This is a genomic window from Bacillus sp. 22483, assembly GCF_052044605.1.
Taxonomy (GTDB): Bacteria; Bacillota; Bacilli; order Bacillales; family Bacillaceae; genus Bacillus; species Bacillus altitudinis.
The window spans coordinates 1-13262 of record NZ_JBQENU010000001.1; the positions used below are offsets into that span (position 1 = coordinate 1).

Here is a 13262-nt window from a genome sequence, read left to right on the forward strand (position 1 = left end):
CTTCTCCTCAGTCTCTGACAAAGCATATTCATCTTTTAGATTTTGATCAAGTTCTATTAAATCTTTAACCGTTTTCTTCCGTTCACCTTCCGCATCTGCAATCTTTTCGTCAAAGGTTTTACTATCAAATACCTCCAGAGAAATGAGGTCGTCAATATCTTGAAAAATCGTTTTGAGTGCCTTTTTTTGATCCTTCACGATGCTTTTGGCATTCTTGATTCCCATATGTACAGCGTTGTCTAAAAAGTGTTCTTCTACAAAGGTGTCGCCGCCAAAATTTGTATCATCAAGTGTCCCAGAAACACCTTCATGAAAGGCTTTTTGTTTATCAATGAAACTAATAAACATGTCCACATTTCCGGCGAGTTCTTTGTAGAAGCTTTTAATGTTATCGGCACCTTTTCCAGTGAAGTCGTCACCGAGATTGGCAACACCTTGAAGTGCCTTTTTTAAATCTATCATTTGTTCACGGAGTTCCTGATAGTGTTTTGCCCTTGTATCCATGGCACTGGTTAGTGCTTGTGCATCAAGTATCTTGCCCAGAAGAATTCACTCCTTCCTATTCATTGACGAGGTCAATTTTACCAACACGAAGTTTGTCATTAAATAGGAATATAGATACAAAAACAGTACTTAATATGTAAATGATCAGAAGCATATCCTCACTATTTTATTTTTCAAAGAAAAGCACTCCCTTAACATTGTGCTCTCTTAAGACTTAGACTTAAGCAATTGTAGCTCTTGGTCCATAATATCTGCTGCTTCGTTAATAAATTGAATGATCAAGTCTAAATCTTCTCGTTTGTATTCGTTTGTGAGCTGTTTAGTTGATGCCGATAAAGATTGAAAGAGTTCCTTCACTTGTGATTTCCCCGCTGTTAATGGAACAATGATGACCCTTCGCTTGTCTTTTGGGTCCTTCTCCCTTTTGACGTAGCCTGCTTTTTCTAACCGGTCAATGAGAGCTGTGACCGCACCTGAGCTAAGACCGGTTTTTTCACTTAATTCTCCTGCTGTGAGAGGACCAAGTTCGTTTAATAAATCGGCTGATTTGAGATCTGTTGGGAAAAGGCCGAGCGATTGAGCGGCTGCTTGGTGAAATAGGACTGTTCGTGTAGCAAGGCGTCTCATCGTATGAATGATCAGGTCTGCTTTGTCTTCTGCGTCGTTCTTTATTGACAACTTGTTCTCCTCCCTTTAAAATCAATTTATCTTGATCATCAAGATAAATGTTCTCTTACTTTATAATTAACTTGATCATAGCAAAAAAGTGAAGAGAACGTAAGCAGGAGGTAAATGAAATGAATAACGTGGATCATAAAGGCAAGGCATCCACTCGCTTTGTTGTCATCGGTTTGCTGTTAGGGATTTTTATGGCAGCGATGGACAACACCATTGTCGCAACAGCAATGGGAAGCATCGTCGCCGATTTGGGCAGTTTTGATAAATTTGCTTGGGTGACTGCTTCTTACATGGTGGCAGTGATGGCCGGTATGCCGATTTATGGAAAGCTTTCAGATATGTATGGTCGAAAGCGTTTTTTTCTGTTTGGACTTATTTTCTTTTTAATTGGATCTGCGCTGTGCGGCATCGCACAAACAATGGATCAGCTCATTATTTACCGTGCGATTCAAGGACTTGGAGGCGGTGCTCTTCTTCCGATCGCTTTCACAATTATCTTTGATATCTTCCCGCCAGAAAAGCGCGGGAAAATGTCCGGTATGTTTGGTGCAGTTTTTGGTCTATCCAGTGTATTAGGCCCGCTGTTAGGAGCGATTATTACGGATTCGATCGGCTGGCATTGGGTGTTTTATATTAACGTACCAATCGGTATTGTCAGTGTGTTCTTGATCGCCAAATTTTATCAAGAATCGCTCGAGCATCGTAAGCAGAAAATTGACTGGTCAGGTGCCATTACACTTGTCGTTGCGGTTGTCAGTTTAATGTTCGCCCTTGAGCTTGGCGGTAAATCGTATGCATGGGATTCTGTTCAAATCTTGACACTATTTGCTGTGTTTGTTGTCTTCGGAACCATCTTCTTCATTGTTGAACGAAAGGCCGAAGAACCGATTATTTCTTTTTGGATGTTTAAAAATCGTTTGTTTGCGACATCTCAAATTTTGGCGTTTTTATATGGCGGGACGTTTATTATTCTAGCTGTCTTTATTCCTATCTTCGTCCAGGCGGTGTACGGTGAATCTGCAACAAGTGCCGGGTTCATTTTAACACCGATGATGATTGGGTCTGTGATTGGCAGTATGATTGGTGGAACGATGCAGACGAAAGTACCTTTTAGACGATTAATGACGATTTCTGTGATTTCATTTTTTGCTGGCATGCTGCTGCTTGCCAATATGTCGCCTGATACAGCAAGATTGTGGCTTACGCTCTTTATGATGATTTCAGGTTTTGGCGTTGGATTTAGCTTCTCCCTTCTGCCATCTGCTTCAATGAATGATCTCTCTCCGCGCTACCGCGGCAGTGCTAATTCTACCAATTCATTCATGAGATCACTTGGGATGACTTTAGGCGTGACGATTTTTGGAACGATTCAAACCAATGTCCTGACAAATCGTTTAGCAGATGCTTTTAGCGGAATGAAAGGAGCTTCTTCTCAAGTTGGTGACCCACAAGCCATTTTCCAAGAGGGGGCACGCTCACAAATTCCGCCTGATATTTTAAATAAAGTGATTGATGCGATGTCACAAAGTATTACGTATGTATTTATGATTGCTTTATTCCCGATTGCACTTGCGGCGATTACGGTCGTATTTATGGGAAATGCACGAGTACGTACATCAAATGAAATGAAAGAAAGCGAATAATGTAAAAAAAGCAGAGCGATGCGGCTCTGCTTTTTTTCATCTTATTGATATAAAAGTTGGGCTTTTCCTTCACTGCCAACGATCTTTATTTTAGATGTGACCATGTCTTTGGCTGCTTGTTTTGCTTTTTGTAAATACATACGCGGATCTAAGCTTTCAGGTTCGTTTGAGAAATGATCACGAATCGCTTCAGAGTATGCATTTTTCAGTTCAGTGGACACATTGACCTTTGCCATACCGAGTGCGACACATCTTTTGACATCCTCATCTGGTACAGCTGAACCACCATGAAGGACAAGTGGCACTTCGACAAGCGCTGCAATTTGTTCAATGCGGTCAAAGTCGATATCCGGCACCCCTTTATAGATGCCGTGGGCCGTGCCGATCGCAGGTGCTAAAGTAGGTACACTAGTTTCATCTACAAATTGACGGCATTCTGATGGAATGGCTTTTTGAGCATCCTTTTCATCCACGACAATATCATCTTCTACCCCGCCTACCTTGCCTAACTCGGCTTCTACATTCACACCTACTTTTAAGGCAAGGTCCACCACTTCTTTTGTGCGGCGTACATTTTCTTCATATGAATGCATGGAAGCATCGATCATCACGGATGTATATCCCGCTCGTATACAAGTAAGAATCACATCAAAATCAGTGCAATGATCGAGATGAAGGCCGATTGGTATTTGGTATTGATCAGCTGCCGCCTTTACTGTATCTGCAATGGCTTTTGCGCCAAGCGATTGGACCGTGCCAACCGTTGTTTGCAAAATGACAGGTGATTTTAATTCAGCTGCCGTTTCAAGTACCCAGTAAATACTATCAAAGGAATGTACATTGAATGCGACAATTCCGTATTTTTCTTTTTTTGCTGCTTCAAGCATGGGTGTTGTGGAAAGTAAAGGCATAGTCAAACATCCTCTCTTGTCAAAATCTCTGTTTTTAATAAAGTGAGCATTTCTTCATTTGTTCTTGTTTCGAGCAGTTTTTGCCGTTTCGTTTCATCCATTAATCCTCGTGAAAGAGCAGAAAGTGCTTGTAAGTGAGTAGTTCCTGCTTCACTTTTTGGAATGAGTAAGGATAAGAAGAAAAAGCAAGGCTTCCCATCAAAAGCGTCCCATTCGATTCCGGTTTCTGTACGGACGATGACGAGTGCCGGTTTTGTGATGGCGTCTGACTGTGTATGCGGAATGGCAAATCCATCTTGAAAGCCGGTTGTACTCAGAGCTTCTCTTTCAGCTAGTCCTTTTTTGACTGCCTCAGGAGATGTACAAATACCTGCTTCAGCGGCAATGTCAGCTATGGCTGCGAAAACGCCAGCCTGTGAAGAAGCCGTTTCATGTAGATTCATATAAATATGTTCCATCATTTCTCTTCCTCCCTATTAAACTGCGGGTTTGTCTATTTTCTTGCGGTAAAGTCCGTATAGAATCGCACCTACAAGTGATCCGATGAGTATGGAAAGCACCCACTGAAATGCCCCTGTGACGACTGGTAAGACAAGGAATCCACCATGCGGAGCAGGAACCTGTACGCCAAACAGATAGGTCAAAATGGCAGAGATGGCCGAGCCAAACATGATAATTGGCAGGACAACGACTGGGTTTTTTGCTGCAAATGGAATGGCTCCTTCGGTAATATGAGTCGCTCCGAGAATATAGTTGATCATCCCAGCATTTCGTTCTTGTGGTGTAAAATGTTTTCGGAAAATCGTTGTGGCAATCGCAATGATAAGCGGTGGTGTGATACATGCTGCTGACACCCCTGCCATGAAGTAAAGGTTACCTTCTGCGAGTAAAGCCGTTCCTGTGACATAGGCTGCTTTGTTAAAAGGTCCTCCCATATCAAATCCACACATGGCTCCAACAATTAAACCTAAAAGCAATGGATTTGTGGATTGAACTGATGAGAGAAAATCCATTAATGAATTATTTAGCCCTGTGATTGGAACTAATAGCGGGGTCATGACAGCCCCAATTAAGAAAATACCAATGACAGGATAGATGAAAATTGATTTTAATCCGTCAAGTGATGCTGGTAATTTTTGAAGCAGGAATTGAAGAAGTACGATGATATACCCTGCTGCAAAACCAGCGATAATACCACCTAAGAATCCAGCGCCTCCATCGTTTGCAAGCAAGCCACCGATAAATCCGACAACCATCCCTGGGCGTTTGGCGATTGAATCAGCGATAAATGCTGCTAAAATAGGTACCATTAAGCTAAAGCCGAGTCCGCCAATGTTTTTCAAGTAGGCAGCAAACGGATGATACGTTTCATGCTGAGGATCAGCTGAGTAAATACCGAATAGAAAAGATAAAGCAATTAAGACCCCGCCTCCAACAACAAATGGAAGCATGTGTGATACACCGTTCATTAAATGTTTGTAGATGGTGTGTATCCACTTATTCGCTGACTTTTGTTGAGCTGATGAAGGCGCAGATGTTTTTTCTGTTCCAGAAGCTCTTCCTTTCACTTGATGAACGGGAGCTTCTCCATTGATAATGCCTTGAATCAGTTCATTTGGTGTGCGAATCCCCTTTGCTACAGGCACTTCAATGAGTGGTTTGCCGTGAAAACGATCTGTATTCACATCTTTGTCAGCAGCGACAATGACCCCATCGGCCTCCAAAATGTCTTGATCCGTTAAAGCGTTTTCAATTCCTACTTGACCATGCGTTTCAACTTTGATGTCGACCCCTAATTGCTCAGCTGCGATTTTTAATGCCTCTGCTGCCATAAATGTGTGCGCAATGCCTGTTGGACAGCCAGTGGCAGCGACAATTTTCTTGCGGCTCATGTGAACTCCCCCTTATATGTTCTGAATGTGTATTTGCTCAATTAATGAATCAATGTCATGTAAATCACTTAACCCTTTTGAAAAGGCGGTAGATGCCCCTGTTGCAATGCCGTAGCGTAAGCATTCTTCATGAGGTCGTCCTTCCAGCTGTTTACTTAGGAATGCAGCGAGCATGGCATCACCAGAACAAGCCGTGTTTACGACCGTTCCTATTGGTGCATTTCCTTTTAATACGGCTTCGTTTGTAAGGAATAGTGCACCTTCTCCTCCTCGGGAAATGAGTACTTGCTCTGCACCCATCTCGATCAGCTTTCGTCCTGATTCAACGAGTTCTGTTTCTGATAAATGGTGGGTTTTTCCAAAAAATGCGGCAATCTCTTCTTCATTTGGTTTTAGTAAATATGGTTTGTATTGAAGTGTTTCTAAAACCGCTTTAGAACTTGTGTCTAAAATAAATTTCACGTTGTTTTGATGACAAATAGCGGCTATCTCTGAGAAAATGCTAGCAGGAACGCCTTTAGGCAGACTGCCTGACATAATGAAGATGCTGCCTTTTGGAATGGTCGAGATTTTTTCGCGAAAGGCATCAAGCGCTTTTGCCTCAATAGCAGGTCCTTGATTCACAAGCTTGTATTCTTCCGTTGTGTTAATAAATACATTAATGCGTGTAATCCCATCCACTGGGATAAAATCAGTTTGAATGGAGAGATCGTTTAACGATTGTTCAATATATGAACCTGAAAACCCAGCAATAAATCCTAATGCAGTGCTGGTGAAGCCATATTTCTTTAGCATAATGGAGACATTAACACCTTTTCCATTCGGCTGATAATCCTCATCTTCCGTGCGGTTGACTGTATCTGCCCGCATTTCTTTTAATGCAATATATAGGTCAATAGCAGGATTTAAGGTGCAGGTATAAATCAATTGGTTTCACCTTCTTTCTTTTCTCTAAAGAAAGTATCTCATACGATTCAGTGAAAATGTTTTCAGATTGTGTAAAGGTTTTCACGGTAAAAAGCCCCCCATCATAAAGTGTGGAAGGCTTTTTGAGTGTTTATTTCATCCGAATCACATAGGCGTCTAGTAAAATACGGGCAATGACATGAAGCGACAGGCGGGACCTGACTTCATAATCTGGGAAGAATGATTGTTCCCCTTTATATCCGACGAGTGTCATATCTGATATTTTACTTAATGTAGAATCAATTCTAGTTGTGACCGTAATGGTCGTGACCTGCTTCATACTGAGGTTTTGGCAGGCTTCCACTAGTTCTGAGGTTTCTCCATTTAATGAAACAAAGATGGCAAGCTCGTTTTTATCAATGTCACGCGATTTGAGCCGAATGATATTCGGGTCGTCATGAACTTCACATGTTTTTCCGATGAGCTGCAATTTGATGGTCATCTCTTTGGCGATCATCTCTGAAAAGCCTCTGCCAAAAATATAAATTTTGTCTGCATCATGGATCTTTTGAACCGCATCCTCAATTTGCCCAATACTTTGCAGTTGAATCGTCTTTAAGACCTCTTCTTCATTTTTTCGAATGGCTAGTTTGATGTCTTCGTCAATATTTTTTAGTTGATCACTATCATCTGTCATTTTCTTTTCTTGTTTCAATCGATATTTAAAGGATGTATAGCCATTGTATCCGATTTTCTTCATCAGTCTGACAATGGTCGCCGTCGACACATTGGCTCTTTCACTTAATGTGACGATGGATAAGGTGGAGATATCCTCTAAATGCTGGTGAATATAATGCAGTAAATAACGTTCTGTTTCACTTAACGTTTGATACACATCACTTGGTATATTAAATAATGGTTCATTCAATGCGATTCCCCCTTACTCATTTCATACTATAATTAAATGCCCTATGAAAACAAGGTGATTCTTTTATCCTGTATTTTTCATTAGAAAGCTGGATGAGTGAAATTTTGTTTTTAACATAAGCTAAGAAAAAGAACGGTTTGTGTGAAAGGAGTTGATCACTGTGCTTCAATTCTTATTTTTTCTGATCCTTTTATATGTGGTGTATGTATTTTTGACCGCATTTGTCTTGTTTTATTTACCGTTTCAAAAAACATGTAAAGAACATTGCATCTATAAAGCCTCTTCCATCTCAGGAGACGACCAAGGCATAAATCAAGTCATGCTGCTTGATGACGGGTTTGAATCAGGTCAAGTGAGAGTTCAAATGATTCGAGAGGCTAAAAAGAACATTCGTTTGAGTTATTATTCCATTCAAAAAGGAAAAACCGCCGAATGGGTGCTTGGTGCTTTAATTGAAGCTGCTGATCGAGGAGTAAAAGTTCAGCTGTTGTTAGATGGCATTTGCCATAGCCTGCGTGGACCGCTGAAGCATTTGCGTTATGCTGTGGCGAATCACCCGAATATGGCGATTCGTTTTTATGAGCCTTTTCGTTTGTTCAAGCCATGGACGTGGCATAACCGCCTTCACGATAAGCTTCTTTTGGCAGATGGCAGGGTCGCTGTCATGGGCGGCAGAAATATTGGTGATAAATACTTTGCAGATCAGCCGCCGAAAGACTTTGCATATGACCGAGATGTGCTGCTCTACAACGCCAAAAAAGGAAAAGTATTAGATGAAATGGAACAGTATTTCGTTTATTTGTGGAATCATGATTTTACGAAAAGAACAAAAGATGTATTTTCCAAGGCAAAAGCGAAAAAAGGAAAAAAGCTAAGAAAACAGCTGCTTCGATCTTATCAGGAAGCCATTCGTACAAAAGAACCCTTTGTCACGTCCACATATGATTGGGCAAAAGACGCCATTCGTGCAAAACAGATTGCATTTTTCACAAATCCAGTGGAACGCTTAAATAAACGTCCGCTCGTCTTGAAAAAGTTAAACGATCTCGCACAGCGGTCAAAGCGTTCGGTTCTTATCCAGACGCCTTATGTCATACCGACACGGCCAATGAAAGACGGACTCACGCCATTACCAAGTGATATTCAAACGACGATCGTGACGAATTCTCTTACAGCGACACCAAACCCTTTAGCATTTGCAGGATATTTAAGCACGAAAAAGGAACTCATGAAAACAGGTGTTCATTTGTATGAGTATCAAGGTCCGTATTCAATTCACGCGAAATCAATGGTCATTGATGATAACTTAAGTATTATTGGAACATATAATCTAGATGCAAGATCCAGCTTTTTAAATACTGAATCGATTTTGGTGATTGATAGTGCACCATTTGCGTTATCTCTTACGGAAGCAATCGAACGAAAAATCGCTTATAGTGTTCTCGTAGCGAAAGATCGAACAGAATATAAAGCAAGCGACTATGGACAGAAAAAAAAGCCTTTCATGAAAAGGCTCCTTTTAACTGGTTTATCTACCATAACGGTTTTATGGCGGCGGTTGATTTAAATAAAAGGGCAGCTACTTTTGTGGCAGCCCTTTTTCTCTTGACTGCTCCTCTTCTACTGGTTCCAGCTTGGTTAACTTAAATACGAGGATTCCTGCCACAATGACAAGTACACCTAATAATTTTGTAAAAGAAAATGTTACTTTTTCTAACCCAAGCCAGCCAAGCGAATCAAATAGAAGCGCACAACCTAGCTGGGAGGTGAGAACAATCGAGATTCCATAAGTGGGACCGAGACGTTTGATGCTCTGAACAAGACAGATGACAACGCCTACCCCGATGGCCCCGCTTATCCAGTACCAGGCTTCCATATGCCTTAATTGAAACATGCCGGTTCCTTCTAACAAAAGACCCATCAAAAGTGAAGCGATAAATCCCATTCCTAGAACTAGCGTCGTTGTTGACCAAGAGCCTGTATGCTCATTGACTTTACTATTAAAAATGGTTTGTAAGCTGACAAGTGCCCCAGCAGTGACAGCTAATATTATTCCTATGATCATATATAAGTCCCTTCGTTTCTTCTATTCATAAATGTTGTGTTCTGCTATTTCTAAAAGCCCTTTTTGATCACAAATCGTAATCTTTCCTCTTCGTCTTTCAATCAGCCCTTTTTCTTGGAACTGCTGAATGACCCGATTAATATGGCGGTAGCTTGTTCCAATTAAGCTCGCTGCATCCGTGAGGCGAAGCGTGCGTGCGTGCGCGTCATCATCACCTGTTAAAACAGACAATAAATAGCTTGCTAGCCTGACCTCTACAGGGTATAAAAGGTGGAAGCTTAAATCATTTGATTTTGTATAAAATTTGTTTGTGATGCCCTTGAGCAAAAAGGTTAAAACTCGAGGATCGTCCTTTGCATGCCGCATGAGGGCTTGATGAGAAATCCTCAGCATATGTACTTCTGTAACGGCTTCAACTGTATTGACCATATCTGTCTGCTGAACGTATTCAATATCTCCAATCGCTTCAAGTGGGTTTTTAAAGCAAAGAATAAATGTTTTTCCTTCCTTTGTGGTGGTGAAAATCTTTAATTTTCCTTTCACCAGCAAGTACATATACTCCCTTTTATCCCCTTTTGAACAAATCAGCTCACCTTGCTGATAGCGCCACAAGCTCACATGTGAGATGAGTTTTTGATGAAAGACATTCTGTAACTGATGCGTCTTCATATAAGAGGAAAAAAGAGATTCATCATGCAACTCCTCCATCTGATGCCCTCCTTTATAGTTTTAAGATGATGACGCCTGCAATCATTAAAAAGATGCCTGCATAATGGGGCCATTTCATTTTTTTCTTCTGAACACCAAACCATCCTTTTGCATCGATGGCAAAGGTAAACGCAAGCTGTGCGATAAGTAAAGCAGCGATGGTGAGTGTCACGCCAATGATTTGAATGGCAGTGACCTCATTAAAGATAATAATGGCTGCAAATGCACCTCCAATTAAATAAAGAGGCTGCACTTTTTTGTATTCCTTAAAGTGGCCATCCCGTACGATGAGTAAAATGACGAGAGAGATGATAAACCCTGTCAGCTGCGTGATCGTTGCCGCCTGCCACGTCCCGATATCTTGACTAATTCTGGCGTTGGCTACGCCTTGCAGTGTAATACAAGCGCCTCCTAATAATGCGAAAATAACACCTTTCATTCGTTCAAAAGCTCCTTCTTTTTTCAGTCTAGTTCCATTAAATGATAGATGCCCTCATGTTGAAAAGGACATATGTCCCACTTTGCGTATTATATCAGAAACTTTTTCTCATGCAGTTTCTCTGTTTTAGATTTTTCATAGTGGGTACAGTTTTATATCAGCTGAAAACAGAATATTGGATTGAATCACATATAAAAAGGAGACATGTCAGAATGAGAAATCAAGAGAAACACTTTATTAATGGAGAATGGGTCGCATCAACAGGAAACGAAACGACGGAGGTCATTAACCCTGCGACAGAGGAAGTCATTGGCACCATTAGTTTAGGAACGAAAGAAGATTTAGATCAAGCTGTCAAAGCAGCTCGAGCCGCCTTCCCTTCTTTCTCAAAAACATCTCGAAATGAACGAGTAGAAATGCTGGAAAACATTGTGCGCGGGTACGAAAAACGCAAGGATGAACTTGTAGAAGTGATGACACAAGAACTTGGTGCACCGCTGAAAGTGTCCGAAGAAGTTCATTACAAAATGGGTTATGAACATTTTTCTAAAGCAGCGGAAGCACTGAAATCTTATACATTTACCGAAGACCGCGGTGGACATACGATTATAAAAGAGGCGATTGGTGTCAGCGGATTGATTACACCGTGGAACTTCCCGACGAATCAGACATCTCTTAAAATTGCGGGTGCCATTGCGGCAGGTTCACCAGTTGTCTTAAAGCCAGCGGAAATTACCCCTTTTGCTGCGATGATTCTTGCAGAAATTATTGATGAAGCAGGTGTACCGAGAGGAGTCTTCAACTTAGTAAACGGAACGGGTGACGTGATTGGTGACGGCATTAGCTCACATCCTGATATTGACTTCGTTTCATTTACAGGATCAGGTGCCGTCGGCTCTAAAATTATGGAAAACGCAGCGGACAATGTGAAGAAAGTAGCACTTGAGCTTGGCGGAAAATCCCCTCTTATCGTCTTAGACGATGCAGATGTGGACGAAGCAGCAGAAACAGCCATTCATCATATTGCGATGAATACAGGTCAAGTGTGTTCTGCAGCTACACGTGTGCTAATTCCAGAATCAATGAAAGACAAGTTTGAAAAAGCGCTGCTGAACGCCCTGCCGAAGTTTACAGTTGGTGATCCGAGAGAAGATCACGCTACTGGCCCGCTTGTTTCTAAAAAGCAGTGGGATACAGTGCAATCTTATATTGAAAAAGGAATCGAAGAAGGTGCTACCCTTCTTGCTGGGGGAACTGGAAAGCCAGACGGAATCGATAAAGGATATTTCGCCAAGCATACCATTTTCACTAATGTGAAAAATGATATGACCATTGCGCAAGAAGAAATCTTTGGGCCAGTCATGAGTGTGATCACGTATCAAGACCTCGATCATGCCCTTGAGATCGCCAACGATACAGTGTATGGTCTTGCCGGGTATGTTGTTGGTCAAGATGAAAAAACATTAAAATATGTCGCTGAACATATTCGTGCCGGTCAAATCACCATTAACAATGCAGAAACAGATTACTTTGCCCCATTTGGAGGCTTTAAGCAATCAGGTATCGGAAGAGAATGGGGAGACTTCGGTATCGAGGAATATTTAGAAGTGAAAGCTGTGATGGGACTTCCAACGGCGTAATTTGAGAAGGGAGAAAAACACTGAAGTGTCTTTCTCCCCTTTTTAAGAAGTTAACAAAAAAATTTCTATCCTTTACCGTAAGATACAAAGGTCATAACCGCAGAAGTCATTTTAGGTCCCCCATTTTCACCTGAAGAATAAGCTGCATTATGGACTCCTACGATTCTATTTTTTGTATTTAACATTGCTGACCCCGATTGTCCTCCTGCTGTATCTATTTTATAAAAAGCTAAATCAGAACTTTCGGATGTCACTTTTCCTGACATTGTATATTGAGATATTTTTCCTTCTTTTGTGTTTAAGTCTCCTGGATAACCCGTAATACTTATTGTTGATCCTTTTAATTTTGAAACTTGTGATATTCCAAAGCTTCCTGTTTTATCTGCAATATTGTATCCAGGCATTGATTTTAACTTAATAATAGCATAGTCATAAATTGATTTTCCTTCTTTGATATATCCACCTGGTATTAAATAGTCTTCTACCTCATAAGCACCTAAAGAATAATGAGAATCTTTCATTTCTGGAATAGCGAATCCATATTTAATGTATTCTTTTCTATCTGAATCGTAAACACAATGAGCATTGGTTAAGATTTTATTTTTTGCAATGACGTTTGCTGTACATGAATAACCGTACTTACTGTTTTCACCATAAAAATAAGCAATTTTGTTATAAGGAGAAACTAGTGTATTGCTAACTTTTTTCCTGCCGTCTCCACCAATAACCGCAAATGGTTTTATTGTATTAGAATAATCATTTTTTAATGGTAAAAATGTATTTTTATCATAAATTTTTTCTGGTTTTAATTTGCTGGGTGTAAAATCTGCGATGTCGGATTCTTTCAATGTAGTTGCTGTTATAGGAGGAGTTCCTTCTTGATGGGAGAGATCTTTCTTATCTACCTTAGTTTTATATTCTGAAAATGGAATTTCCACTCCACCTTTG

General features: G+C 40.8%; 13 protein-coding genes and 1 pseudogene. 3 read left to right on the forward strand and 11 right to left on the reverse strand.

What is annotated here, in order from left to right; genetic code table 11:
* Positions 1 to 543, reverse strand: a 543-nt coding sequence (locus ACTJJQ_RS00005; protein WP_440599937.1) for a T7SS effector LXG polymorphic toxin, incomplete at its 3' end; no start/stop codon positions are given.
* A 168-nt stretch (positions 544 to 711) separates the two neighbouring features.
* Positions 712 to 1131, reverse strand: coding sequence for a MarR family winged helix-turn-helix transcriptional regulator (locus tag ACTJJQ_RS00010; protein ID WP_046527668.1), 420 nt, complete (start codon positions 1129 to 1131; stop codon positions 712 to 714).
* Between the two features lie 170 nt (positions 1132 to 1301).
* Here ACTJJQ_RS00010 and ACTJJQ_RS00015 point away from each other — a divergent pair.
* Positions 1302 to 2823 (forward strand): annotated as a pseudogene (locus ACTJJQ_RS00015) (MDR family MFS transporter); the annotation flags it as partial.
* A gap of 43 nt (positions 2824 to 2866) precedes the next feature.
* Here ACTJJQ_RS00015 and ACTJJQ_RS00020 read toward each other — a convergent pair.
* The 5 genes from ACTJJQ_RS00020 to ACTJJQ_RS00040 form a co-directional block, all read right to left on the reverse strand.
* Positions 2867 to 3736, reverse strand: a complete 870-nt coding sequence (locus tag ACTJJQ_RS00020; RefSeq protein ID WP_440599837.1) for a class II fructose-bisphosphate aldolase — start codon at positions 3734 to 3736, stop codon at positions 2867 to 2869.
* Between the two features lie 2 nt (positions 3737 to 3738).
* Complete coding sequence (locus ACTJJQ_RS00025; protein WP_254001286.1) at positions 3739 to 4197, reverse strand: PTS sugar transporter subunit IIA; 459 nt, start codon at positions 4195 to 4197, stop codon at positions 3739 to 3741.
* 15 nt (positions 4198 to 4212) lie between these two features.
* Positions 4213 to 5628: a PTS fructose transporter subunit IIC gene (locus ACTJJQ_RS00030; protein WP_039167833.1), complete on the reverse strand. Its 1416-nt coding sequence runs from the start codon at positions 5626 to 5628 to the stop codon at positions 4213 to 4215.
* Between the two features lie 12 nt (positions 5629 to 5640).
* Positions 5641 to 6555, reverse strand: a complete 915-nt coding sequence (gene pfkB / locus ACTJJQ_RS00035) for a 1-phosphofructokinase (RefSeq protein ID WP_217967094.1) — start codon at positions 6553 to 6555, stop codon at positions 5641 to 5643.
* A gap of 130 nt (positions 6556 to 6685) precedes the next feature.
* Positions 6686 to 7462 (reverse strand): MurR/RpiR family transcriptional regulator, encoded by a 777-nt coding sequence (locus ACTJJQ_RS00040; RefSeq protein WP_007499235.1) that lies wholly within the window; start codon positions 7460 to 7462, stop codon positions 6686 to 6688.
* A 160-nt stretch (positions 7463 to 7622) separates the two neighbouring features.
* Here ACTJJQ_RS00040 and ACTJJQ_RS00045 point away from each other — a divergent pair, with 160 nt between their 5' ends.
* A complete protein-coding gene (locus ACTJJQ_RS00045) occupies positions 7623 to 9029 on the forward strand; it encodes a phospholipase D-like domain-containing protein (protein ID WP_024718279.1) in 1407 nt (468 codons plus the stop codon).
* A 12-nt stretch (positions 9030 to 9041) separates the two neighbouring features.
* Here ACTJJQ_RS00045 and ACTJJQ_RS00050 read toward each other — a convergent pair whose 3' ends face one another.
* The 3 genes from ACTJJQ_RS00050 to ACTJJQ_RS00060 are packed head-to-tail and all read right to left on the reverse strand — an operon-like array spanning position 9042 to position 10674.
* Positions 9042 to 9527 (reverse strand): DMT family transporter, encoded by a 486-nt coding sequence (locus tag ACTJJQ_RS00050; protein ID WP_024718278.1) that lies wholly within the window; start codon positions 9525 to 9527, stop codon positions 9042 to 9044.
* 21 nt (positions 9528 to 9548) lie between these two features.
* The gene (locus tag ACTJJQ_RS00055) at positions 9549 to 10235 is read right to left on the reverse strand and encodes a Crp/Fnr family transcriptional regulator (protein ID WP_041092782.1); all 687 of its coding nucleotides are present in this window, start codon (positions 10233 to 10235) and stop codon (positions 9549 to 9551) included.
* 13 nt (positions 10236 to 10248) lie between these two features.
* Positions 10249 to 10674, reverse strand: a complete 426-nt coding sequence (locus ACTJJQ_RS00060) for a DMT family transporter (protein ID WP_008343684.1) — start codon at positions 10672 to 10674, stop codon at positions 10249 to 10251.
* A 212-nt stretch (positions 10675 to 10886) separates the two neighbouring features.
* Here ACTJJQ_RS00060 and ACTJJQ_RS00065 point away from each other — a divergent pair, with 212 nt between their 5' ends.
* Complete coding sequence (locus ACTJJQ_RS00065) at positions 10887 to 12314, forward strand: aldehyde dehydrogenase family protein (RefSeq protein ID WP_217967093.1); 1428 nt, start codon at positions 10887 to 10889, stop codon at positions 12312 to 12314.
* Between the two features lie 65 nt (positions 12315 to 12379).
* Here ACTJJQ_RS00065 and ACTJJQ_RS00070 read toward each other — a convergent pair whose 3' ends face one another.
* Complete coding sequence (locus ACTJJQ_RS00070; RefSeq protein ID WP_440599838.1) at positions 12380 to 13252, reverse strand: trypsin-like serine peptidase; 873 nt, start codon at positions 13250 to 13252, stop codon at positions 12380 to 12382.
* Positions 13253 to 13262: the final 10 nt, after the last annotated feature.

What these genes read in the sequence shown, in the direction of transcription:
- ACTJJQ_RS00010 (WP_046527668.1), bottom strand. Translation starts at nt 1,131, where the DNA reads ATGAGACGCCTTGCTACACGAACAGTCCTATTTCACCAAGCAGCCGCT.
- ACTJJQ_RS00020 (WP_440599837.1), bottom strand. Translation starts at nt 3,736, where the DNA reads ATGCCTTTACTTTCCACAACACCCATGCTTGAAGCAGCAAAAAAAGAA.
- ACTJJQ_RS00025 (WP_254001286.1), bottom strand. Translation starts at nt 4,197, where the DNA reads ATGATGGAACATATTTATATGAATCTACATGAAACGGCTTCTTCACAG.
- ACTJJQ_RS00030 (WP_039167833.1), bottom strand. Translation starts at nt 5,628, where the DNA reads ATGAGCCGCAAGAAAATTGTCGCTGCCACTGGCTGTCCAACAGGCATT.
- ACTJJQ_RS00050 (WP_024718278.1), bottom strand. Translation starts at nt 9,527, where the DNA reads ATGATCATAGGAATAATATTAGCTGTCACTGCTGGGGCACTTGTCAGC.
- ACTJJQ_RS00055 (WP_041092782.1), bottom strand. Translation starts at nt 10,235, where the DNA reads ATGGAGGAGTTGCATGATGAATCTCTTTTTTCCTCTTATATGAAGACG.
- ACTJJQ_RS00060 (WP_008343684.1), bottom strand. Translation starts at nt 10,674, where the DNA reads ATGAAAGGTGTTATTTTCGCATTATTAGGAGGCGCTTGTATTACACTG.
- ACTJJQ_RS00065 (WP_217967093.1), top strand. Translation starts at nt 10,887, where the DNA reads ATGAGAAATCAAGAGAAACACTTTATTAATGGAGAATGGGTCGCATCA.